At 58.7% G+C, this 23,498-nt stretch carries 23 protein-coding genes; 12 read left to right on the plus strand and 11 right to left on the minus strand.

The features are described from left to right. Positions 1-2: 2 nt before the first annotated feature. The 4 genes from ROSMUCSMR3_RS10070 to ROSMUCSMR3_RS10085 form a co-directional block, all read right to left on the minus strand. On the minus strand, positions 3-443 hold the full coding sequence (locus ROSMUCSMR3_RS10070; RefSeq protein WP_081507226.1) for a YeeE/YedE family protein: 441 nt from the start codon (positions 441-443) through the stop codon (positions 3-5). A gap of 141 nt (positions 444-584) precedes the next feature. After that, entirely contained in the window at positions 585-2,075 is a 1,491-nt protein-coding gene (locus ROSMUCSMR3_RS10075; protein WP_008282780.1) for a tripartite tricarboxylate transporter permease, read from the minus strand. Further along, a complete protein-coding gene (locus ROSMUCSMR3_RS10080; protein ID WP_081507227.1) occupies positions 2,072-2,563 on the minus strand; it encodes a tripartite tricarboxylate transporter TctB family protein in 492 nt (163 codons plus the stop codon). The genes ROSMUCSMR3_RS10075 and ROSMUCSMR3_RS10080 overlap by 4 nt, the downstream gene beginning before the upstream one ends. 76 nt (positions 2,564-2,639) lie before the next feature. Continuing rightward, a complete protein-coding gene (locus ROSMUCSMR3_RS10085) occupies positions 2,640-3,617 on the minus strand; it encodes a Bug family tripartite tricarboxylate transporter substrate binding protein (protein ID WP_081508596.1) in 978 nt (325 codons plus the stop codon). A gap of 148 nt (positions 3,618-3,765) precedes the next feature. Here ROSMUCSMR3_RS10085 and ROSMUCSMR3_RS10090 point away from each other — a divergent pair, with 148 nt between their 5' ends. Together ROSMUCSMR3_RS10090 and ROSMUCSMR3_RS10095 are read left to right on the plus strand one after the other, a co-directional pair. Continuing rightward, on the plus strand, positions 3,766-4,674 hold the full coding sequence (locus ROSMUCSMR3_RS10090) for a LysR family transcriptional regulator (protein WP_081507228.1): 909 nt from the start codon (positions 3,766-3,768) through the stop codon (positions 4,672-4,674). Beyond that, positions 4,671-5,414, plus strand: coding sequence for a sulfite exporter TauE/SafE family protein (locus tag ROSMUCSMR3_RS10095; protein ID WP_081507229.1), 744 nt, complete (start codon positions 4,671-4,673; stop codon positions 5,412-5,414). Before ROSMUCSMR3_RS10090 ends, ROSMUCSMR3_RS10095 begins: the two co-directional genes overlap by 4 nt. On the opposite strand, the gene ROSMUCSMR3_RS10100 is transcribed toward ROSMUCSMR3_RS10095, so the two are convergent. From ROSMUCSMR3_RS10100 to ROSMUCSMR3_RS10125, 6 genes are read right to left on the minus strand one after another with little or no spacing between them, the layout of a single operon-like run. Then, on the minus strand, positions 5,411-6,082 hold the full coding sequence (locus ROSMUCSMR3_RS10100; RefSeq protein ID WP_081507230.1) for a fumarate hydratase C-terminal domain-containing protein: 672 nt from the start codon (positions 6,080-6,082) through the stop codon (positions 5,411-5,413). The genes ROSMUCSMR3_RS10095 and ROSMUCSMR3_RS10100 overlap by 4 nt on opposite strands. Beyond that, positions 6,079-7,038, minus strand: coding sequence for a fumarate hydratase (locus ROSMUCSMR3_RS10105; RefSeq protein ID WP_081507231.1), 960 nt, complete (start codon positions 7,036-7,038; stop codon positions 6,079-6,081). The genes ROSMUCSMR3_RS10100 and ROSMUCSMR3_RS10105 overlap by 4 nt, the downstream gene beginning before the upstream one ends. Beyond that, positions 7,035-8,789 carry an L-aspartate oxidase gene (locus ROSMUCSMR3_RS10110; RefSeq protein WP_081507232.1) on the minus strand — a complete coding sequence of 585 codons (1,755 nt, stop codon included), beginning with the start codon at positions 8,787-8,789 and terminating at the stop codon, positions 7,035-7,037. Before ROSMUCSMR3_RS10110 ends, ROSMUCSMR3_RS10105 begins: the two co-directional genes overlap by 4 nt. Beyond that, positions 8,789-9,130 (minus strand): succinate dehydrogenase, cytochrome b556 subunit, encoded by a 342-nt coding sequence (sdhC, locus tag ROSMUCSMR3_RS10115; RefSeq protein WP_081507233.1) that lies wholly within the window; start codon positions 9,128-9,130, stop codon positions 8,789-8,791. The genes ROSMUCSMR3_RS10110 and sdhC overlap by 1 nt, the downstream gene beginning before the upstream one ends. Beyond that, positions 9,127-9,459, minus strand: a complete 333-nt coding sequence (locus tag ROSMUCSMR3_RS10120; RefSeq protein WP_081507234.1) for a succinate dehydrogenase — start codon at positions 9,457-9,459, stop codon at positions 9,127-9,129. Before ROSMUCSMR3_RS10120 ends, sdhC begins: the two co-directional genes overlap by 4 nt. Continuing rightward, complete coding sequence (locus ROSMUCSMR3_RS10125) at positions 9,452-10,168, minus strand: succinate dehydrogenase/fumarate reductase iron-sulfur subunit (protein ID WP_081507235.1); 717 nt, start codon at positions 10,166-10,168, stop codon at positions 9,452-9,454. The genes ROSMUCSMR3_RS10120 and ROSMUCSMR3_RS10125 overlap by 8 nt, the downstream gene beginning before the upstream one ends. Before the next feature lie 281 nt (positions 10,169-10,449). Between ROSMUCSMR3_RS10125 and ROSMUCSMR3_RS10130 the strand changes: the two genes are divergently transcribed. Genes ROSMUCSMR3_RS10130 through ROSMUCSMR3_RS10145 form a run of 4 tightly spaced genes read left to right on the plus strand, consistent with a single transcriptional unit; the run spans position 10,450 to position 14,361 of the window. Next, on the plus strand, positions 10,450-11,865 hold the full coding sequence (locus tag ROSMUCSMR3_RS10130) for a circularly permuted type 2 ATP-grasp protein (RefSeq protein ID WP_008282769.1): 1,416 nt from the start codon (positions 10,450-10,452) through the stop codon (positions 11,863-11,865). Positions 11,866-11,868: 3 nt separating this feature from the next. Further along, positions 11,869-12,810: an alpha-E domain-containing protein gene (locus ROSMUCSMR3_RS10135; protein WP_037298668.1), complete on the plus strand. Its 942-nt coding sequence runs from the start codon at positions 11,869-11,871 to the stop codon at positions 12,808-12,810. Positions 12,811-12,813: 3 nt separating this feature from the next. Further along, positions 12,814-13,614: a transglutaminase family protein gene (locus ROSMUCSMR3_RS10140; protein ID WP_008282767.1), complete on the plus strand. Its 801-nt coding sequence runs from the start codon at positions 12,814-12,816 to the stop codon at positions 13,612-13,614. Positions 13,615-13,629: 15 nt separating this feature from the next. Next, positions 13,630-14,361 (plus strand): proteasome-type protease, encoded by a 732-nt coding sequence (locus tag ROSMUCSMR3_RS10145; RefSeq protein WP_037298666.1) that lies wholly within the window; start codon positions 13,630-13,632, stop codon positions 14,359-14,361. A 13-nt stretch (positions 14,362-14,374) separates the two neighbouring features. On the opposite strand, the gene ROSMUCSMR3_RS10150 is transcribed toward ROSMUCSMR3_RS10145, so the two are convergent. After that, positions 14,375-17,980: a hydantoinase B/oxoprolinase family protein gene (locus tag ROSMUCSMR3_RS10150; RefSeq protein WP_081508597.1), complete on the minus strand. Its 3,606-nt coding sequence runs from the start codon at positions 17,978-17,980 to the stop codon at positions 14,375-14,377. 116 nt (positions 17,981-18,096) lie between these two features. On the opposite strand from ROSMUCSMR3_RS10150, the gene ROSMUCSMR3_RS10155 reads away from it, so the two are divergent. The 6 genes from ROSMUCSMR3_RS10155 (at position 18,097) to ROSMUCSMR3_RS10180 (ending at position 23,457) form a co-directional block, all read left to right on the plus strand. Then, entirely contained in the window at positions 18,097-19,071 is a 975-nt protein-coding gene (locus tag ROSMUCSMR3_RS10155) for a TRAP transporter substrate-binding protein (protein ID WP_237183428.1), read from the plus strand. 58 nt (positions 19,072-19,129) lie between these two features. Continuing rightward, the gene (locus ROSMUCSMR3_RS10160) at positions 19,130-19,690 is read left to right on the plus strand and encodes a TRAP transporter small permease (RefSeq protein WP_081507236.1); all 561 of its coding nucleotides are present in this window, start codon (positions 19,130-19,132) and stop codon (positions 19,688-19,690) included. Continuing rightward, entirely contained in the window at positions 19,680-20,984 is a 1,305-nt protein-coding gene (locus ROSMUCSMR3_RS10165; protein WP_008282761.1) for a TRAP transporter large permease, read from the plus strand. Before ROSMUCSMR3_RS10160 ends, ROSMUCSMR3_RS10165 begins: the two co-directional genes overlap by 11 nt. A 56-nt stretch (positions 20,985-21,040) precedes the next feature. Beyond that, positions 21,041-21,481, plus strand: a complete 441-nt coding sequence (locus tag ROSMUCSMR3_RS10170) for a winged helix DNA-binding protein (protein ID WP_008282760.1) — start codon at positions 21,041-21,043, stop codon at positions 21,479-21,481. 38 nt (positions 21,482-21,519) lie between these two features. Next, positions 21,520-22,428 (plus strand): hypothetical protein, encoded by a 909-nt coding sequence (locus tag ROSMUCSMR3_RS10175; RefSeq protein ID WP_237183589.1) that lies wholly within the window; start codon positions 21,520-21,522, stop codon positions 22,426-22,428. 327 nt (positions 22,429-22,755) lie between these two features. Continuing rightward, positions 22,756-23,457, plus strand: a complete 702-nt coding sequence (locus tag ROSMUCSMR3_RS10180) for a hypothetical protein (protein WP_237183429.1) — start codon at positions 22,756-22,758, stop codon at positions 23,455-23,457. Positions 23,458-23,498: the final 41 nt, after the last annotated feature.

Consider the following 23,498-nt stretch of genomic DNA (forward strand, 5'->3'; position numbering starts at 1 on the left):
GCTCAGGCTCCAATCACGTGACGCAGGACATAGACAGTCGCAAAGGCCACGACCATAAAGGTCAGCGTGGCTACGAATGACCGAGGCGAAAGCCGCGCAAGGCCGCAAACCCCATGACCCGAGGTGCAGCCAGACCCAAAGGTCACGCCGATGCCCACGATGAAGCCCCCAATCAAGATCATCGGCAGACTAATCGGCACCTCGACTGCGGGCATCTGCCCGGTCAGCCCCAGCACCAAAAGCGGTCCGGCGATCATGCCTACAACCATCGCCGCGCGCCAGATTTTATCGCCCGGCACCCCGCCGGTAATCAATCTCGACAGAATGCCAGTGGCCCCCATGATCCGACCTTGAAAAAACATCAGCAACACTGCTGACAAGCCGATCAACACACCGCCCGCAAATGACATCAGCGGGGTAAATTCAGTTTCGGTGCCTGTCATCTCTTTTCCTCTCTGGTCACGGCAAAACACCCGTCAGGGTGCCTGTGACGATTATATAAGATTTTTTGAATATAATAAAGGAAGTCACGGTTTCGCAGCCCCCAAAGGAGCTGGTCACGAAAATTTCACCTTACTCCGCGCTCAGCCTTTGTCTCGTGCCTTGTCAAGCGTGCCGCGTGCAATCGCCACGACCGCGATCAGGGTCAAAGTCCAGAAGAACCAAGTAATCGGCCCACGCAACAACACATCTGGCGAACCGCCTGACATCAGCATCGCTTTGCGGAAATTATCCTCGAGAAGCGGGCCAAGAATGAAGGCGATCAAGAACGGAGCGGCGGGTATGTGGTACCGGGACAAGACAAAGCCAACCCAACCCATCACAAACATGACGCCGACATCGAAGATGTTGTTGTTAACCGCAAAGACCCCGTAGATGCAAAGCACAAGGACGATGGGCATCAGGATACGCTTGGGGATGTCGGCCACGGGTTTGAACCCACGAATTGCCAAACCTCCGACGATCAAAAGCAAGCCTGAGGAAAAGATGAGGCCGATGAAAAGGCCATAGATGATATCCACGTTCATCACGAACATCATGGGCCCCGGCTGCAAGCCATGCACCATAAAGGCACCGATGATGATGGCGGTGATGACATCGCCGGGCACACCCAAGGCCAGAAGCGGAATCAGCGTGGCACCCGCGACACCATTGTTGCCCGCCTCAGAGGCGGCGACACCCTCTATTTCGCCTTTTCCAAAATTGGCCTTGTTGGGGGATTTGCGGCGCGCCTCTGAATAGCTGAGAAAGGCCGCAGGGGCCGCGCCGATACCGGGGATCGCGCCGAGAAACACACCGATAAAACTGCCCCGCACGATAGAGCGGAAACACCGCCGATACTCGGCGAATGTAACCCATTTACTGCCCAGTGTCTGCACCTTGCCCATATGGCCAGTGGGGTGCCAAACCATGTTGATGACTTCTGGAATGGCAAAGAGACCGATCAGCACGGCGATAAAGTTCAGACCGCCCATGAGGTTGGGATCGCCGAAAGTAAAGCGATTGGTGCCATAAACGAGGTCAAGCCCAATGGTGGCCAAAAGCAGGCCCAAGAGCGCAGAGAGCGCGCCACGCAAGAGGCTCTCGCCCGACACACCTGCGATAATTGTGAGCGAGAAGAGGATGAGTGCAAAGAACTCTGGCGGACCAAAGCTGAGCGCAAAAGACGCAAGCCAACCCGCAAAAAGGATCAAGGCCAGGTTCGAGATCACGTCTGCCGTGCAGGAGGCCCAAAGCGCCATGCCCAGCGCGCGCCCCGCTTCGCCACGTGCCGCCATCGGATGCCCGTCGAGCACCGTGGCCGAAGATGCAGGCGTACCGGGTGTCTTGATCAGGATGGCAGGGATTGAACCGCCAAAGATACCGCCCTTGTAAACACCCAAAAGCAAAAGGATGCCATTGATAGGCTGCATCGGAAAGGTAAAGGGCAAGGTGAGCGCCACCGCCATCGTCGCAGAAATCCCCGGAATTGCCCCACCGATGACCCCGATAACGATCCCGATCGCCAAGGACACAAGCGCGTCTACATTTCCGACCAATGCGAGGCCGGCCATTAAATTGTCGATCACGCTCATGGCAGCCTCACAAATTCACCCTGCGGGATCGCGACACCGGCGACATGGGCGAAGAACCCATAGAGCAGAAGTGGCACCGCCACAGCGCAAATCAACGCCGTTTTTGGATGCCGTGTCTTCACCAAAAAGGCGAGCGATGCAAAGGCCAGCATCGACGCCCAGACCATACCGATGCGCGGCAAAAGCCAGAAGGTGACAGCCATCAAAACTGCCATGCCCACCAACCGCATCAGCCCAGCGCGCGGGTCTTCGATCGGGTCATTGGCCGGCGTGCCGTCAACATCTTCCTTGCGGCCAGCAAAGAGCATGCCCAGCCCAACCAGTCCTGTCAGACCGGCGATGGCGTAGGGCCAAAACCGGGGCGACAGCACGATGTTGCGAATATTGCTCGGGGCAGAGATCCAATAGGGAATTGCATAGAGGATCAGAAAAACACAGGCCACACAGGCACCGATGCCCAGTTGCACCTGAATTGCGCGTTTGTTCACCCTGATCCTCCCCGATCAGTTTGCTAGCACTGAAAGGCCGGGCATCTCTGCGCCCGACCTATGGGTGCGCTATGCTTTAGCCCTCGATCCGCATGCCGAGCTTGTCGACCAGCGCACGAAAAGTTTCATACTGCGCCTGAATGAAAGCGTTGGCTTCTTCGGGACTCATGACATTGATGACCGAACCCATCGCGCTCATCTGGTCCACGAATTTCGCGTCTCCGGCTGCTGCGGCCATCCATTCACCCCATTTTGCCGCAACCTCGTCTGGCAAGTCATCCGGCCCAGCGATACCGGTCCACCCCACAAGCTGTGTCAGATCAGGCTTGCCCAAATCGACGGCTGTCGGTGCGTCAAAACCCGGGACCGGTTCCGCCGTCGTTACGAGGATCGGCTTCAACTGCCCATTGGCCACAAAATTGGCAAGCGCCGATGTGTTGGTGCAGATAAAGGTTACAGTGCCGTTGAGAACAGCCGTGGCCGCCTCACCACCGCCGCCTTGGGGAATGTGAATCGCCTTATCCAGCGGGTTCTCGACACCGAATTCATCCAGCACCATCACCGCCGCGAGATGCAGCATCGAACCCACGCCAGAAGAGCTATAGCTGGTGCCCTCGGATTCCGTCAGAGCGATGAGATCCTCAATGGTTTCGATGCCGGAATCAGGGCGCACGGCACAGGCGACGGGGTTGATTTCATACACCGTCACAAAGCGGAAATCATCGAGCGTGTAGGGCAGCGTGGCCTTCATCGCCGGATTGACCGTGTGCGAGCCGACGCGGGCAAAAAGCATGGTATAGCCATCCGCCTTGGCGTTTTGCACCGCAACCGATCCGGTGGCACCCCCTGCCCCCGTGATATTCGACATGACCAGCGGCTTGCCGACCACGGTGCCCAAGGGCTCTGCGATGGTGCGGGCCGAAATATCGGTCGCGCCGCCTGCGCCATAGGGAATGACCATGTTGATGGGGCGTTCGGGATATTCGGCCAACGCGGCAGTCGCCGTCAGCCCAAGCCCCATAGCGCACACCGCGCCCAACTGTCTCAGCTTCATGTTTTCCTCCTCCTCCTCTGTGGTGTCGGCGGCAGGCTTGTTCGCAGATTGCAACGCCGTCGTCTTTAGGTGTAACTTTAAGACACGCTTAATATAAGCAATATTCCGTTACAGGATGCGTTAACTAAACTTACGAAAGAGGCGGGACATGTCAATCCGGCGCTTGCGCACCCTGATTGCGGTGGATGACCACAAGACCTTTAGCGCTGCTGCCGAAGCGGTTTTTGTGACCCACGCCGCAGTCAGCCAACAAATGCGCAGCCTCGAGGAAGAATGGGGGGTTGTGCTTTTTGACCGCTCACGCCGGTCGCCGGAACTGACCCCGACGGGGCGTGCATTGGTGGCGCGGGCGCGCGATATCGTGCGTGCCTACGATGCCATCGTGCCGTCGGTCTTGGGCGACGAAGGGTTTCGTGGCGAAATCTCGTTGGGGGCCGTTCCTATGACCCTGACGGGCCTGACCCCGCTGTCAGTGCGCTTGCTCAAGGAAAGCTATCCAGACCTGCATGTGCGTATCGTACCCGGGATGACCACCTCGCTCATCGCAGAGGTTGAACGCGGCGCGCTTGATGCGGCGGTGCTGTCACGGCAGGGCCCGTTACCCCCGGAAATCGACCATGCCGACATTGCGCAAGAGCCAATGGAACTGCTCGCCCCACAAGAGGCCGAGGGCGACGATGTGCGAGAACTTTTGCTCCGGTATCCGTTTATCCGGTTCAGCCGCGACGCTGTTGTCGGTGGGCTGATCGACGGTTGGCTGCGCGAGCACGGGATTCCCGTGTCGGTCACGATGGAATTACAGGGACTCGAAGCGATTTCGAGCATGGTGCTTGCGGGTCTTGGCGTTTCTATCGTTCCTGCGCGATGTGTGCGGGGGGTGCAACCGCTACCGCTGCGCCGCGTGCCACTGCCTGAGGGCGCGCCCGTGCGCCAACTGACACTGGCCTATCGGCGCGACAATCCACGTATCCGCATCATTCAGGAAATCCACAAAGCCCTGTTGGGTGCGGTCGAGATCGGCATTTTCACCCCCTCCACAGGCGGACCAACGGGATGAACGCCGACGCCCTGCCCTATGTCATTGCGGGCGCAATGGCAGGCGGCTTCATCAACGGTCTTGCCGGGTTTGGCACAGCCCTTTTTGCGCTTGGCTTCTTTCTAGCCGTTCTGCCGCCCCTTCAAGCGGTGGCCATGTTGGTCGTGTTATCCGTGGTCACGGGCCTCCAAGGGCTTTGGGTCGTGCGCGCGGCCATCGGACAGAACAAGCGGCGGCTGGCGCGTTTTCTCATACCAGGATTGGCGGGCATCCCGATTGGTGTGACGATCCTCAGCGTGATTGACGCCAGCACGCTCAAGACCGTCGTGGCGGCGATGCTGCTGCTTTACGGTGGGTATTTCACTCTGCGTGCAAACCTTCCAACGTTCGAACGCGCCACGCCATTCTGGGATATGCTGGTGGGGTTCTTGGGCGGCATTCTAGGCGGTGCGGCCTCGCTCTCGGGGGCGCTGCCGATGATGTGGTGTACGCTGCGCCCTTGGCCACGGCATGAGACACGCGCCGTTCTTCAACCGTTCAACGTGGGTGTTCTCGCGGTAGCGACAGGGACGCTGGCACTCAAAGGTGCCTACACGCGCGAGACCTTGATCTATCTTGCGATTGCAATCCCGGCGGCGCTTTTGGCGGCGCAGATTGGGATAAGCGTGTTCAAACGACTAAGCGACACGGCCTTTCGGCGATTGCTGATCGTCATGACCTTTGTTTCGGGCGTGGTTTTGCTTTTGCGCGAGCTGATCTAACCAATCACCTCGTCAGAGCGATCATCCGTCTCGCCATAGCGCTTGAGCGTCGCGGGGCGCGTGCCTTCGTAGACCCGTTCGAGGTTTTTGGCGATCTTGGCGTTCTCGCGTTCAAAAAGGCAGTTACCGTCCAAATCAGACGCCACAATGAACGGCCCCATCTTGTTGCAGCGAATGACCCACATCGCCTGCGCCAATCCCAATTCATCCTGCCAGTGCACGGCCTCGACCTTTTCGATGCCACGACCTAGCAGCGCCCCGGTGCCATAGCCCACGGTTGAAAGGTAAATCGCACCATTGGGTACGAAATAGGATTTGTAATCCTTCGACGACATGCCGCCTTTGCCGATGATCAGCTTGGCCCCTGTCTTGGCCATCCATTCCGGCAACCATTTGGCAAAGCGGAAAGAGGCGGTAGCCGTCACCGCCCCCATGTTGAACGATCCATCGGGACGAATGGCGGCGGCAGGAGAGCAGTGGAAATTCGCTGCACTCTGGCTGGGCAGTTCCAGCGGAATATTCGCCTTTTGCTCCAATGCGCGCATGTAGACGCCTTCACGGGCCGTATAGAGCAACCCATCAAGATAAACGATATCGCCGAGGCGCAGCTCGGCCAGCGCCTCGGGCGTTGGGGTGGTGCTCAGGTGGATTTCGCGGGGCTTGGTCATTCTGCCGCCTCCTGTGCACTGCCCGGCCAATCCACGGTTTCGCGGCGCTGATAGGGGGTAAACCATTCGGGATCGGTGCGGTAGTGGACCCGCCCATCAGGATAGAGGCGCGCGACGGCCCGACGGGACGAGAGGCAAAAGGCATGCACCGACATCTGCATGCCTCCGGTATGGCAATAGCCCACCTCGATGTTGCAATTGATCACCATGTTCTTGCCGACAAACCCCATCGCGCCCATGCCGATGGAGTTGCCCAAATCCTTGAACTCGCGCTCTAACGCGGCGATCTTCGGGTCCGGATTCTCACTGCCCACGACGCGCAGGCAGGCGGCGCGCTTGCCCAACACCATGCAGGTATCCTTGGACCCACCCAGCCCGATGCCGATGATCGCAGGCTGACAGGCCAGCCCCCGTTTGCCAAAGGCAACAAGACTGTCGAGGTAAAACCGCTTGATCCCCTCGATCCCGTCAGACGGAAAGAGCATGCGGTAATCCGTGCCAAAGAGACCGCCTTTGTGCACCGTTATAAGATCAATCCAGTCGCAATCCGGCTCGTACGCATACTCGATCTCAGGCGCGCCGATGCCAACATTATTGTTGTGATCCGTGCGCCAGAGGGGATGCACGCGATTGGGGCGCAGGGGCACGTCATAGGTGGCCTTGGCTGTCGCGCGGCGCAACGCGGATTCGAGCGCGACCGGCCCCCCCTCAATCCGGGCCTCGTTGCCCATCTTCACATACCAACGCGGACACCCCGTATCGCCGCACATCGCGCGGCGGTCCTCTTTGGCGGCTTTGTAATTCTCAAGCATCGCTTGAAGGACGAAAGACGACAGATCACCATCCTCGGTCTCGGCTGCTGCTTGAAGGCCGGTCAAGTAATCGTCTGGAATTTCGATCGCAGCCTTGTCCATCAGGCGCTCGGCGGTGTTCTGGATCAGGTCGATTGGGATCATTGCGCGGCCACCAATGTTTCGGGTTCGGTCTCGGGCAGGATTGTTTCGCCGGGGCGAATGATCGTGAATTGCACCGCATCACGGCGGACCGTCAGATCGCTGCCCTTCTGGGTGATCACGGTGAAATAGGACGCATCAAGATCACCCTCGTCCGGGAAATCCTCTCGGTAATGCGCGCCGCGCGAGTTTTCGCGCGCAAGGCCCGCCAGCGTAATCGCCTCGGACACGTCACAGAGTGAGCGCAGGTTTAGCCAATCGTGCCATGTAAGATTGAAGGCAAGATTATCGCCTGCAACGCCCACAGTAATCAGCGCATCGGAAATCTCGGCAACACGGGTCAAGCCACGCTCCATGCCCGCCGCTGTGCGCATCACGCCAACGTCTTCCCACATCGCCTCTTGCAGCGCGTGACGCAGGGGATGAACCGGCGCGGGCTGACAGCTGAGGGGGTGCAAGGCGCGGTCAACCTCGGCCTGCAGCGCGTTGGGGCAGGGATCGCGTAGCGCGCCCATGGTGCGAATATCCGCGCCCATCACATCACCCGCGACACCGCCATAAACGGTGGAATTGGCCACGCCATTGCCCCCCAAACGGTTCGAGCCATGCGCGCCGCCGGCATCCTCGCCCGCCACATAGAGCCCTTCCATCGCGGTGCGGGTATCGGGATCGACCACCACGCCGCCCATGAAGTAATGCGCGGTTGGCACGACCTCGACCAAACCACCTGCCAGATCAAAGCCGCTGTCAGCGCAGCGTTTGACCATACCGGGGAATTTGGCGCGCACGTTGTCGGGGCCAAGATGCGCCATAGAAATAAAGACGCCACCATTCGCAGACGTATTGTTCTTGCGCATTTCGGCATAGATGGCGCGGCTAACGACATCGCGGGTCGCGCGCTCGCCCTTGGGGTCATAGTCGAACATAAAGCGGTTTTCGGCACCGTTCAGAAGCTGACCGCCCGCGCCGCGCAACCCCTCTTCCAGCACGGTGCCGGTCATCCGCGTGTGATCCCCCGCCAAGAGGCCGGTGGGATGAAACTGCACCATCTCCATATCGCGCAGTTCCAATCCTGCACGCAGCGCCATGGCGAGACCATCCATCGTCTTGTCGCCAGAAGGGGTGTTGTACTTGTACATCGTCGGCCCGCCACCCGTGGCCATAAGGACCGTCTTGGCGCGTACCAGACGAAAGCCGCCCGTGCGCATGTCGATAAAGAGCACACCCGCCAAGGCGCTACCGTCGCGCGTAGGGATAAGACCAATGGCGCGATGTTCCTGCAGCTTTTCCACGGGGCGCGCCAGAACCTGCTCCATCAACCGGCTGATGATCTCGATGCCGGTCAGGTCGCCCTTGTGGACCGTGCGGTCGGCGGTTTGCCCGGCAAAGGCCTTTTGATGCAGCGTGCCATCCGCGTTGCGGTCAAAGAAGCAGCCGATTTCATTTTCGAGCTCGTGGATGCGCACCACCGCCTGTTCGCAAAGTTTCCAGGCCATATCCTGATTGGGCAGCCATTTACCGCCCTTTACGGTGTCCATGAAATGCCGCTCGACGCTGTCGCCGCCACCCAGCGCCACGTTATAGCCACCCTGCACCATGCGCGTGCAGCCACATTTGCCAATGAGGCCCTTGACGGCAATGGTGATCCGCGTGCCTGCAGGCGCCGATTGCTGCGCATGCAGCGCCGCAAAAAGCCCCGCACCGCCGGTGCCGATGATCAGAATATCGGTATCATGTCGGTCGATTTGGGTCATCAGATCGCCCTCAGGAAAAACGTGCCAGACAGAAAGAGCGCCGCGCCAACCGCCCCCGCGGCCAGCGTTTTCTGGCGGTCGGACCATGGCAGGAATTCGAGCGCCATCAGGCGCAAGCCGCCGAACATATGGACGGCAAGCAGAAAGACGAGACCGAATTCGGCGATCTTGACCAAGGGATTTTCGGCAAAGGCGAGAAAGCCATCAAGTCGCGCAGGGGCGATAATAGCCTGTGACAAAAGCCAGAAATGCGCAGGCAGAAAGAGCGCAAGCGCCAGACCAGAGATGCGGTGCAGCACAAAGGCAAACCAGAGCGGGTGCGAGCGGGGCGGTTGCTTCATGGCAGCGTCACCGCAACTACCGCGCTCAGGCCAAGGGCAAGAAGGGCCGCACAGATGCCCCATGTCAGCATCCCAAGCGCGATGCCGCGCAGGCGCAGCCATTCGTGCGCAATGACACGCACACCAATCGCGGCATGGACGGAGACCGCAATGACAAAGGTGCCGTAAAACAGGAACCACAGGAGGCTCCCTTGGGTGCGGCCCAGAATTTCGGCCGTACTGAGGCCGCCCTGAATGGCATAGATCATCACGGCGATATGGCCCAGAACCAAGGGGGCCATCACCAAAGCGCTCAGGCGTTGCGCCATGTAGAGCCGCAGATCAAGCATCGCGCTTGCCCCGCAAGGCCGCCTTGACCGTTTCCCGCTTTAACCCCGCAATCGCGCGCATCGGGTTCAGCCCGTTGGGGCAATACTGCGCGCAACTGCCCATCGAGTGGCAGTTATGACAGCCGCCCTTGCCCGAGACCGCCGCCAGAATACTGGGCCGGTCTGCATCACGGCTGTCGTTGAGAAGGGTCCAGGCACGCTGCAAGGCCGCTGGCCCAAGGTAATCGGCATTGCCCGCCACCGTATCACAGGCGGCGTAGCAGATGCCGCAGTTGATACATTCGATGCCAAGATTGGCCTCTGTCCGGTCGGGGGCGTCAGGCTTGATCGGGTCAAACTCTTCCAGCCGGTCGCGCGTCGGGTGATGCCGCGCCTCTGCGGCCACCCATTTGTCAAAGAACGGGTCCATGTCTGTCGCCAAATCCTTGATCACCGGCAGGTTGCGCAACGGCGCAATATCCAGCTGCCCGCCGCTGGCAACGCGGCTGACATGGGTGCGGCAGGTCCAACGCGGCACTCCGTTGACCATCATGGCACAAGATCCGCACATTCCAACGCGGCAAGCAAAACGATAACTGAGCGTTGGGTCGGCCTCTTGCTGAATCCAACTCACCACATCAAGCACAGTCTGATTCTCCCGCGCCGGGACCTCAAAGTGCTCTTTTCTGGTGTCGTTTGCCGTGCCGCGCTGAACGGTGACGTGCAACATCTCGGGCGTTCGGGTCACGGTAACCTCTGGCTGATCTTTGGGGCTATGGGCTCTTTTATAATTATGAGTTTTACTAACAAAAAGGAATAAAATCTAATGTTTGTCGTAACAATGACTTACACACATGATCTCAGGTAATCCTCTGGGCGCGGCGACAACTCTTTGCCAAAGCTTAAAATTTGTGCATGATTGAGGGATAAGCGGGCATGAAACCGCATTGGGACCCGTCTGTCGCAACAATTTCGATTGCACAGGCCCCCTGACAGGGAAAGCATGATCCTATGGATATGTTCGATGAAATGCAGGGGCAGAATGGGCAGATTCGTGGCCCCTATGCCAAGTTTGATGCCTGGCTGAGCGAGGAAGATGCCGCTCGCCTGCGTGCCAAAAGTCGTGAGGCGGAGGATCTTTTTCGCCTTACGGGGATTACGTTCAACGTCTATGGGCGGTCAGAGGCCGAAGAGCGTCTGATCCCCTTCGACATCATTCCACGCATCATTTCGGGACGGGAATGGCAGCGGCTGGAGCGCGGCATCGAGCAGCGGGTGCGCGCGATCAACGCCTTTTTGCATGACATCTACCACCGACAGGAAATCCTCCGGGCCGGGCGTTTGCCGCAAGAGATGATCTCGAACAACGTGGCGTTTCTTCCCCAAATGATCGGGATGATGCCGCCGGGGGGTGTCTATACCCATATCACCGGCATCGACCTTGTGCGCACCGGACCGGATGAGTTCTTTGTGCTTGAGGACAATGCGCGCACGCCGTCGGGTGTGAGCTATATGCTGGAAAACCGCGAAACCATGTTGCGGATGTTTCCAGAGCTGTTTTCTCGCAATCAGGTGCGCCCGGTATCGGATTATCCGCGCAACCTGCGGCGCTCGCTTGCGGCCTCGGCGCCGGCGGCCTGTGAGGGCACACCGACGGTGGCGGTTCTGACCCCCGGAATTTTTAACTCGGCCTATTACGAACATGCCTTTCTGGCCGACAAAATGGGCGTCGAACTGGTCGAGGGGCATGACTTGCGGATCGTCGACGGGCGCGTCGCCATGCGCACAACACGCGGATATCAACCGATTGATGTGCTTTACCGCCGGGTGGATGACGACTTCCTCGACCCTCTCAACTTCAATCCCGAGAGCGCGCTTGGCGTGCCGGGGATCATGGATGTCTACCGCGCGGGCGGGATCACCATCGCAAATGCCCCCGGCACCGGCATCTCCGATGACAAAGCAATCTATAGCTACATGCCCGAGATCGTAGAATTCTATACAGGCGAGCGCCCCATCTTGCAGAACGTGCCAACATGGCGCTGCAACGAAAAAGAGAGCCTTGATTACGTTCTGGCGCATTTGTCAGAACTGGTGGTCAAAGAGGTGCATGGATCGGGCGGCTATGGCATGCTGATCGGCCCCGCAGCGAGCAAGAAGGAGTTAAAAGAGTTTGAGCGCAAGCTGCGGGCGAGACCGGGCAATTACATCGCGCAACCTACGCTCAGCCTCTCGACCGTGCCGGTCTTTACCAAATCCGGGTTGGCCCCGAGGCATGTGGATTTGCGGCCCTTTGTGCTGATGTCGCCCGAGGGGATAAACGTGACTCCCGGTGGGCTGACGCGGGTTGCGATGAAAAAGGGCTCGCTGGTTGTGAATTCGTCCCAAGGTGGCGGCACCAAGGACACTTGGGTGTTGGAGGACTGAGCCATGTTGGGGAAAACAGCCGGAGGGCTCTTTTGGATGGCGCGTCTGCTGGAGCGCGCCGAGAATACATCACGGATGATCGAGACCGGCCAACGCATCGCGCTGACGCGCGCGGGCAGCGGGGCTGACGATTGGCTGTCAGTTTTGCAAGCTGCGGCAGTGGCCTATGGCTATCAACAGAAACACACCGAAGTATTGCCAGAATTGGCAATCGACTGGATGTTGCGCGATCCCGACAATCCCTCTTCTGTGATGGCGGTGGTCACGCAGGCGCGGCACAATGCACGGCTCGTACGTACGGCGCTGACATATGAAGCATGGGAGGCGGTCAATTCCTTTTGGATGCTGCTCAAAGAGGCGCTTGCCCGCAAAGTGGCAACCCGCGATCTACCCAAAGTTCTATCGCTGATCCGCGAACGCAACGCGCTGGTGCGTGGGGCCATCCTTGGGACCATGCTGCGCAATGAAATCTATGATTTCATTCGGATCGGCACCTTCATTGAACGCGCTGACAATACCGCGCGCATTCTCGACGTGAAATACTATGTGCTGCTGCCCTCAGCGGCGGCGGTCGGTTCGCGGCTCGACAATGTGCAATGGGACACGATCCTGCGCTCGGTCAGTGGTGAAGGTGGCTATCGCCTGACCATCGGCCCGGATGTGACGCCAATGGGCATCGCGCAGTTTCTGATTCTTGACAAACGTATGCCACGCAGCCTGAATTTCTGTTGTGGCAAGCTGCGCGATAACCTCAACTATCTGGCAACGGATTACGACCTGCGCCTGTCATGCCACCACCAGGCCGACACACTCTGCCGACGGTTCATGAGCCATGATGTCGCCGCGATCTTTGATTACGGCTTGCATGAATATGTGCAGGAGGTGCTTGGCCATCTGGGCAGGCTGAGCAAACAAATCGAAATCGACTACAGGTTTTACGGATAGCCCATGCACCTCGCCATCAAACACCTCACCCACTATTCATATTCCGCGCCAGTCCCATATGGCGTGCAACAGGTGCGGCTCTATCCCAAACCAACGCGCGGACAGCGGCTGGTGAATTGGTCCGTTACCGTAGAGGGCGCCACGCAGCAGGCGGAATTCATTGATCACCACCGCAATCACGTGGTGATGTTCACTTTTGAGTCCGATGTGACCGAGTTGACCATCCGCTCCGAGGGCGTGGTAGAGATGACAGACACCGCCGGAATTGTCGGCCCACATGAGGGCATGGCACCTCTGTGGCTATTCCAGCGCCCCACTGAACACACCCGCGCCGGCAAAGGATGTCGGGAAATTCTGCGTCATATCGAGGGTGAGGGAGACTTGGCGCGACTGCATGATCTGTCCACACGGGTGCATTCGGCGATAGCCTATGAAACCGGTAAATCCGAGATTGCCTGGACGGCAGAGGATGCGCTTGCCGCAGGGCACGGCGTCTGTCAGGACCACGCGCATGTGTTCATCGCCTGCGCGCGTGCAATGGGTCTTCCGGCGCGGTATGTTTCAGGGTATCTGCGGATGGACGGTCAAGACGAACAGAGCGCGACCCATGCTTGGGCAGAGGCCCATGTAGAGGGTCTTGGATGGGTCGGGTTTGACGTATCCAACGCCATCTCGCCCGATACACGCTATGTGCGGGTGGCGACTGGGCTAGACTATACCGAGGCCGCGCCGATATCCGGGCATCGTTACGGGGCGGCGACCGAGAATATGGATGTGACGCTGCAGGTGACGCAGCAACAGTGACAGAGGGTTTAAGACGTGACCTATTGCGTGGGCCTGTGCCTTGATCGTGGCATCGTCTTTATGTCCGACACGCGCACCAATGCCGGGCTTGATAATATCTCGACCTTCCGCAAGTTGCACACGTGGCAATTGCCCGGTGAACGCGCGATGGTGCTGTTGACAGCTGGTAATCTGGCCACCACCCAAGCGGTTGTCAGCCTGCTGGAAGAACGCACCAAGGCGCATGACGAGCGTGATCCAACCATCCTGTCGGTCCCGTCGATGTTCCAGGCCGCGCGTCTTGTTGCGGGCACCCTGCGCGATGTGATCGAAACCCACGCCAGCACCGGACAGCGCGCTGACAGTACCTTTAACGCGACGATGATCCTTGGCGGTCAGATCAAGGGCGGGCCGCCACGCCTGTTTTTGATATACCCCGAGGGCAATTTTATCGAAGCCAGCCGCGAGACGCCGTTCTTCCAGATCGGTGAAACCAAATATGGCCGCCCAATTCTGGTGCGCGCATATGAGCCAAGCATGCGCTTTGCCGATGCAATGAAGCTGTTGCTCGTGAGCTTTGACTCGACCATCAAGGCCAATCTATCCGTTGGCTTGCCGCTCGACATGTGCATTTACGAGGCCGATAGCATGCGGCTGCCGTCGATCCATCGGATCGAGGCAGACGATCCTTATTTTCGCACGATCTCTGATGGCTGGGGCGACGCCCTCAAACTCGCGTTCGAGAGCCTGCCAAACCCCGAGATTTGAAGGGCGGCCGGGGTCAAGCCCGGCCAAACCCCCCCGCAGTCGGTGTGATGACGGTCACGGCTTCGCCTGCCTCAAGCACCGTCTGGTCACAGGCGTTCAGCACCTCGATCTTGCCCGAAAGACGGCGGACTTCGGTCCGACCGGCCTCGCCCGCGCCGCCGCCCGAGCCGCCTTGCGGTGCGCGGTTACGGTGCGACGACAGGATCGCGCAATCCATCCGGGTGAGAAACCGCAATGTACGGCTTGTGCCATCCCCGGCATTGACAGCCCCTTTGCCGCCAGACCCCGGACGCAGGGCAAAATTCTCTAGCAACACGGGGAAGCGCAATTCGAGAATTTCCGGATCGGTCAGGCGCGAATTGGTCATATGCACATGCACGCCCGAAGTGCCGGGAAACTTCCGCCCGTCGTTGAATTGCCCGGCAGGAGAGCCGGAACAGATGGTTTCATAATACTGGAATTCGTCATTGCCGAAGGTCAGATTGTTCATCGTGCCCTGACTATTGGCCATCGCCCCCATCGCGCCAAACAGCGCGTTGGTCACATGCTGCGATGTTTCGACATTGCCCGCAACCACCGCCGCCGGATAGCGTGGTGAAAGCATAGAGCCTTCGGGTACGATGATCCGAATGGGGCGCAGGCAGCCTGCATTCATGGGAATTGGGGCCTCGACCATGACCCGGAACACATAAAGGACGGCGGCGCGCGTCACCGGCTCTGGCGCGTTGAAGTTGTTTTTTCGGACCTCCGAGGTGCCGGTGAAATCCACCGTCGCTTCGCGTGCGGCGCGGTCTACCGTGATCTTGACCCGGATCACCTGACCGGTGTCGGTTTCATACTCATACGCGCCATCCGACAACTTCTCCAGCACCCGCGCCACCGCCTCGGCGGCGTTGTCCTGAACGTGGCCCATATAGGCCTGCACCACATCGAGACCAAAATTGCTCACCATCTTGCGCAGCTCGTTGATGCCGCGCGCATTGGCGGCGATCTGCGCCTTGAGGTCGGCCAGATTCATGTCGATGTTGCGGCAGGGGTAGGGGTGGTCACTGAGGATTGAGCGCAAAGCATCCTCGCGGAATTGTCCCCGGTCTACCAGTCGAAGATTGTCGATCAACACACCCTCTTCATCCACGGTGGTCGCAAGCGGTGTCATCGAACCGGGAGCGGTGCCGCCGACATCGGCATGATGACCGCGCGACGCGACCCAGAAGAGGATGCCTTGCCCAGCCTCATCAAAAACCGGCGTGACAACGGTAATGTCGGGCAAATGCGTGCCACCGTTATAGGGCGCGTTGAGCGCGAAGACATCGCCGGGGTGAATGTCGCCTTCATTGAGGCGAATAATCGTCTCGACGCTGCGATCCATAGAACCAAGGTGCACCGGCATATGCGGGGCATTGGCGACCAAGGCACCCGTGGCGTCAAAGACCGCGCAGGAAAAATCCAATCGCTCTTTGATGTTGACCGATTGCGCGGTGTTTTGCAGGGTCACGCCCATCTGTTCCGCGATCGACATGAACAGGTTGTTAAACACCTCAAGAAGGATCGGATCCGCCTCGGTCGTGCCAATCGCCATGTCACGGGCCATCCGCTCGTGGCGGGATAAGAGCACATGGTCATGTGCCGTAATCTCTGCGCACCAGCCGGGCTCGACCACGATGGTCTGGTTCTCTTCGATGATCAGGGCAGGCCCGGTGATGGTATTGCCGGGTGTCAGGCCCGCGCGGCGGAACACGCTCGCAGGGGTCCAGTCACCATTACAAAATAGCCGTGTGCGCGTGTCGGTCTGCGCCTCGGCCACGTTGCGGGCGGCCTCGCTCTCGGGGGTGTCAGGAAGGACGGTATCTGTGGCCTCAACCTCGGCGCTGTCGATGATCACGCGCTTGTCGGGCGTGGTGAAGCCGAATTGCGCCAGATGCGCCGTCTCGAATTCCGCACGCGCCTGTGCGGGGGTATCATAGGCCACCGGCAGAGCAGTATCGGTGCCGTCATAGCGCAGATAGAGGCGGGGACGAGTGTCTGCCCCGGTCACGCCCTGAGCCTGCATTTCCTGCATGACCTGCGCAGTCAGATCGTCCAGCACACGTGTGATGACGTTGTCGCTGCCGTCCTCCAATGGCTCCACCACCATTTGTTGCCGCGACGCGCTAACGCGGGCCAGACCGATGCCATAGGCTGACAGAAGGCCAGAAAGCGGGTGGATCAGAACCTTTTCCATGCCCAAGGCATCGGCCACAAGGCAGGCATGTTGCCCACCTGCGCCACCAAAGGAATTAAGCAGGTAGCGTGTCACGTCATAGCCGCGCTGTACCGAGATTTTCTTGACCGCGTTGGCCATATTTTCCACCGCGATACGCACAAATCCTTCGGCCACCTCTTCGGGTGATTTGCCGTCGCCTGCCTCTGTTGCGATCTGTGCAAAGCGGGCTGAAACCGTATCACGATCCAGCGGTTGATCCTGACCGGGGCCAAAGATGGGCGGAAAGAAATCTGGGTTGAGTTTACCCAGCATGACATTGGCATCAGTCACCGTGAGCGGCCCGCCGTTGCGATAGCAGGCAGGGCCGGGATAGGCGCCGGCGCTGTCGGGGCCAACACGAAACCGCCCCGGTTCGGCATGCAGGATAGAACCGCCACCTGCCGCCACCGTATGCACCCGCATCATGGGCGCACGAATGCGCACGCCCGCCACCTCGGTATCAAAGGCGCGCTCGTATTCGCCCGCAAAATGTGCGACGTCGGTCGAGGTGCCGCCCATATCAAAGCCGATCACCTTGTCAAAGCCAGCAATTGCAGCCGTCTGTGCCATGCCAACGACACCACCTGCTGGCCCTGAAAGGATTGCGTCCTTGCCCTGAAACCGCTCTGCGGCGGTCAAGCCCCCCGAGGACATCATGAATTGTAGCGTGGGGCCGGGTTCGCCCGGCGGGGTCGCACCAAGCGCGGAGGCCACCCGCGCCACATAGCGGCGCAGAATGGGCGAGAGATAAGCATCAACCACGGTCGTATCGCCGCGCCCCACCAGCTTGATCAACGGCGACACTTCGTGACTGACCGAGACCTGTGTAAATCCTGCATCGCGCACTGCTTCGGCAAGGGCCAGTTCGTGCGCGGGGTTTTTCCAGGAATGCATAAGAACAATGGCGGCGGCATCTATCCCTGCGGCGCGCGCCTCGGCCAGATCCTTGGCAATGACCGTCAGATCAAGGGGGGCTTCTACTGTTCCATCGGCGCGCAAGCGCTCAGGTACTTCGATCACGCGAGAGTAGAGCTGTTCGGGGAGCAAGATTTCCTTGGCGAAAATATCTGGTCGCGCCTGATAGGCGATGCGCAAAGCGTCGCGAAACCCGCTTGTGATCAAGAGAACTGTGGCATCCCCTTTGCGTTCCAAAAGCGCGTTGGTTGCCACGGTCGTCCCCATACGCACGGTGCCGATGCGGTCTGCATCAATGGCACCGCCCAAGAGACGCCGGATGCCTTCAATGGCGGCATCCTCATAAGCCTCGGGGCTTTCGGACAAAAGCTTGAGCGGTTCAATGCTGCCCTCGGGGTTGCGTCCGATCACATCGGTAAAGGTGCCACCACGATCAATCCAGAAATCCCATACTTTGGTCATCTTGTTCATCCCCGCTATGCTTCATTTACATTTTGTTGACAAATTATAAATGATCCGTCAAGCTTTCCTTGAACCGGGGATACAACCGGTCACTTCGCTCAATCAGGGAGACGACCATGAAACACTTCACCACCCTCGCCCTCTCAGGAGCCTTTGCCCTCAGCTTCGGTACCGCACAGGCGCAAACGGCTTGGGATATGCCCACGCCTTATGGCGACTCTGTCTTTCACACACAGAATATCGTGCAGTTTGCCGAGGATGTCGCGGCGGCGACGAATGGCGAGCTAACCATCACCGTGCATTCAGCAGGTTCGCTCTATGCGCATCCTGAAATTCGCGATTCCGTTCGCCGCGGACTGGCCCCCATTGGGGAAATCCTCATGTCGCAGCTGGCAAATGAGGATGCGGTCTTTGGTGTCGACTCAGTCCCATTCCTTGCGGCAAGCTATGACGATGCCAAGAAACTTTGGGATGCCTCACGCGATGAGGTTACCGCACGTTTGGCAGAGCAGGGGCTGACCCTGCTCTTTGCTGTGCCATGGCCGGGTCAGAGCCTCTATCTGACAGAGGAAGTGACCGCGCTTGACCAGATGAAAGGTGTCAGTTTCCGCGCCTACAACACTGCAACCGAACGTCTGGCGCAATTGATGGGCGCTGTTCCAACGACGGTCGAGGCCGGGGATATTCCGACCGCTTTCTCGACATCGCGCGTCGCGGCAATGATTACCTCTCCCTCGACGGGTGTCTCGTCGCAGGCGTGGGATTTTGTGAGCCACTATATCGACACGCAGGCGTGGCTGCCCAAGAACATGGTGTTTGTGAATACAAGCGCCTTCGAGGCCCTGAGCGAAGCGCAACAACAGGCGCTGTTCGAGGCCTCTGTCACGGCAGAGGCGCGCGGCTGGCAAATGTCGATGGCAGAAACCGAGGAAAAGATCGCGATCCTCAAAGAGAATGGCATGCAGGTTTCTACCCCTTCTGAGGATTTGGCCAACGGCCTGCGCGAGATTGGCGAGACGATGGCCAACGAATGGAAAGCCAGCGCCGGTGACGTAGGCGTGGCGATCCTGTCCGCCTACACGGCACGCTGACCCCTTCGGCGCGGGGGCAAACCCGCGCCACATTTCTCTGACATAAGGGAGACTGCGGATGCTGCGCGGGCTGCTTGATCGTCTTTATGCAGCGGGGTTTGTTTTGGCCGCCCTCGCGCTTGTTACAATTGCCGGGCTGGTTCTGGTGCAAGTGCTGGGGCGGGTAATCGACAAAACCTTGCTCGCCATTGGCCAAGAACCGGTGGGTATCGCCATTACATCCTTATCAGAATTGGGCGGGTTCTTGTTCGTTGGTGCAGTTTTTCTGGCACTTGCGGGTACGCTTCGGTCGGGTGGCCATGTGCGAGTGACGCTGCTGATCCATTCAGTGCCGCCGTCGGCTGCGCGGATGCTCTCTGGCGTCGCTCTTTTTCTGGCACTCGGCCTATGCAGCTTTGCGCTCTACAGCGCGGGGGTGCAGGCATGGGATTCATGGGCCTTCAACGCAGTCTCTTTCGGCATGGCGAAGTTCCCCCTCTGGGTGCCACAAACAGTGATGGTGGTGGGGCTTGGGCTATTTTGGGTGGCCTTGCTCGACGAGCTTGTCACGCTCTTGCGCGGGTCTGTTCCTTCATTTCAGCAGGCCGAGGATGGCAAAGGGGTTCAGGATGGGCATTGAAATCCTCTCTCTTCTCTTGATTGTCGTCCTTTTTGGGGTGTTGGCGCTTGGCCTGTGGGTTGGGTTTGGCCTGATCGCAGTCGGGCTGGTGGCAATGATGCTGGCCAGCACCGCACCGGCCGAGCTTGTATTTGGCACCAAAGTTTGGGGTGCGCTGAACATCTGGGATCTTACGGCGCTGCCGATGTTCATTTGGATGGGTGAGATCCTGTTCCGCTCGCGCCTGTCGTCTGACATGTTTTCAGGCCTTGCCCCCCTGACTGGACGACTGCCGGGGCGTCTGCTCCATGCCAATATATTTGGCTGCGCGCTCTTTGCCGCAGTCTCTGGGTCGTCCGCTGCGACGACGGCAACCGTTGGGCGGATGTCTGTACCAGAACTCACGAAGCGCGGTTATGACGACCGGATGATCATCGGCACACTGGCCGGATCGGGCACATTTGGGTTTCTCATTCCGCCTTCTATCATCCTGATCGTCTATGGCGCTGCAACAGAACAAAGCATCGCGCGGCTGTTTCTGGCGGGGATCGGTCCGGGGATTCTGCTTGCTGTGCTTTTTTCCGGTTACACAATGATCTGGGCGCTGATGAACCGAGAGCGCATGCCCGAGCGGGAACCGGCAACATCATGGGGTGAAAAACTCCGGGCTCTCACGCTCTTGGGGCCGACGATCCTGTTGATCGTCGCGGTAATCGGGTCGATCTATGCTGGATTGGCATCGCCGACAGAGGCCGCTGTCGTGGGCGTGTTAGGTGCGCTGATCCTGTCGGCCATTGGTGGTTCGCTGGATTGGCAGAGCACGTGGGAGGCACTGCGCGGTGCGACGATCACCACCTGCATGATTGCCTTTATTCTGGCAGGCGCGGCCTTTTTGACTGTTGCCATGGGTTATACCGGCATTCCGCGCGCCCTGGCGGCGTGGATCGGAGAGCAGGGGTATTCGCCCAATCTGTTGCTCGCGGCACTTGTGGTGTTTTTTGTCATTCTCGGCATGTTCCTGGACGGAATATCCATCGTTGTGCTGACCACCTCAGTGATCCTGCCTATGGTGCTTGCCGCCGGCATTGATCCGATCTGGTTCGGAATCTTCCTTGTCCTCGTTGTAGAGATGAGCCAGATCACACCCCCTGTGGGGTTCAACCTGTTTGTGCTGCAATCCATCACCGGGCGCAGTATTTTCGAGATTGCGCGCTATGCCTTTCCGTTTTTCCTGCTCTTGGTGCTGGCCACCGCCATTCTGACGCTATTTCCGGAGATTGCCCTATGGATACCCCAAACAATGCTGGCGCGTTAGGGCCTGTTGTCTCATCGGCACATCTGGCCAATTCGGGATTACCGGAACTGTCAGAGATGGAGTTTGCCCTGACCATGGCGAACCACGCATTTCAGCGCTGGATGGTGCGCTGCATGACAGCGGCAGGGATGCCGGGACTGACCCCGCTAGAGGTTTTGATCGTGCATCTGGTGCATCACCGGGAGCGCGCCAAAAGCCTTGCCGATATCTGCCTCGTGCTGAATATCGAGGATACGCATCTGGTCAATTACGCTGTGAAAAAGCTGGAAAAGCAGGGGCTTGTGCGCTCTGGCCGCAGCGGCAAGGAAAAGACGATCACCATCACCGAGGCAGGGCAAGACTATTGCGCGCAATATGGACGGGTGCGCGAGGCGCTGCTTGTTCGTTCCGTGCAACAGATGGGGGTTGACCCGGCAGAGGTGTCGCGGCTTGCAGCGCTGCTTAGGGCGCTGTCGGGTGGGTATGACCAAGCGGCACGTGGGGCGGCAGCGATTTGATTGCGCTTCTGCATGGTTTGGCGCGTCACGGGCGCTTGATGCTTGTTCTAGGGTTGGTCGTGGGCATCTTGGCACCCAGATTAGCCAAGGAATTGGCGCCCTTCATCTTTCCGATGATTGTTTTCCTTTTGTTTCTCAGCACCCTTCGGGTTGACGTTCTGCGCGCCTTTCCTGCTTGGGCCGATGTTCCCGGCTATCTGGGAATTACGCTGATGATGCAGGTCGCTTTGCCGATTGGTGCCATCGGGCTATTGGCGGTGATGGGTGCGCTGACTTCTATCCTTGGGATCGGGATGGTGTTGGTGCTGGCCGCCGCCCCGCTGACGGGCAGCCCTGGCCTTACCCTGATGGTGGGGGGCGATCCGGCACCGGCCTTGCGACAGTTGATCATTGGCACGATGCTTTTGCCGCTCACCGTCTTGCCGGTGTTTTGGGTGATGCCGGTGTTCGGTAGCCCTGCAGTGGTGGCCATTGCAGCGGCAAAGCTGCTTGGTGTGATTGCTGTTGCGGGCGGGCTTGGCCTGATTTTGCGCCGGTGCTTTAGTTTTTTCCAATCATTCCAAGGGGAAAGAGCGGTTGAAGGCCTGATAACCGTGGTAATGGCCGTGGTTGTCGTTGGGTTGATGTCCGCAGTAGGCCCAGCATTGCTGACAGCAAGCCCTGAGCTTTGGCGCACATTGGCAGTTGTTTTTGGTCTGAATTTCGGGGCGCAGATCACCATTTTCTTGGGGGTGACCCGGTTTGGCCGCGCAGAGGCCGCACCAGCACTTGCCGTTATTGGAGGGAACCGCAATTTAGCGCTCTTTCTGGGCGCGCTGCCTGCGAATACGGCCTCTGACTTGTTGCTTTTCATCGGCTGCTATCAGGTGCCGATGTACGTTACCCCATTGGTTATGGCTCCATTGATGCGGCTTTTGAAAAGGCGCATGTCGGATATGCCCTCTTAGATGTCTGATTTAATACAACTCTAGCGTGATTAGACCTTTGGGCTCTTTCAATTGCGCCTTTAACTTGGGCCTATGGTCTGGTATCTTTCAACGGTCGACCAAAGTGCCGTTTTGTTGGTAAATCTTCCATTCCCTTGATGAAAACAGATTTCGGGCCGCAAGACGGTCCTGAAAAAAGGACGCTGCATGCTGGTATCGTTTCATCATATGGTTGTGTTCTTCTTTATCTGAGTGAACCCACCGACTGAGAGTACATTGATAAAAAAGGATATCAAACCGCGTTTCGACGCGACGCCAGACTTCGGAGCTGCGAAGGGCAATGATCCTTTGCGGACCAATACGCGTGCCAAACCGGGGTTTGCGATCACAACGATCTTGCTGAGTCTCGGTGTTGCGACTGTGGTGTTTGCAACGACGGTTTTCATCCTCCCGTCGCTTTGGTGGGCTGTTCTTGCGGCCTATGCAACGCAGGTCAGTTTTATTCTGGTGATGTTTGGCGCGTATTACATGCGCAACGCCGCGCAAGAACCGCAGAGCCCCTATGATGCAGAGCGGTGGGACGGGATCAACGATAGGCTCATTGATACAGAACCGCCCGTTTGGCTGTCATATCAGCCGAAAATGGAGGGTTTGAACCGTGTGCGGCGGGTCGCGGTAAGCGCGGCAAGCGATCGAAATAGCCGCAAATGTTGTGAATGGCTGGCAGAGTATGATTGCGAGGTGCATTTGTGTTCCGACCATGACACATTGATTGGAGACTTGATTGCAAGGCCGGAGCGGTGGTCCTTGCTTGTGCTCGATGTCGACCACATTGGCGGGTCAGACGCTGTTCCAAGAGAGTTGGAGTATATCCGCAGCGGTCTTGCACAGGTGCCCGTGATCCTGATGAGCAGCCGGGCCGCGAAGGCAAGGTTGGATGTGTTGGTGCCTCGCAAGCAAAATATGGTGTTGGCTAAGCCTTTCTTTCGCAAGTGTTTGTTTTCGGCAGTTGAAAGGCTGAACCCATCCACGGCACAGGATGGGCATTGAGGCAAGGCCCGCGTCCTGCTAAGGGAATGAGAAGATTATCC

Origin of the sequence: Roseovarius mucosus (assembly GCF_002080415.1) — a bacterium.
Classification (GTDB): Bacteria; Pseudomonadota; Alphaproteobacteria; order Rhodobacterales; family Rhodobacteraceae; genus Roseovarius; species Roseovarius mucosus_A.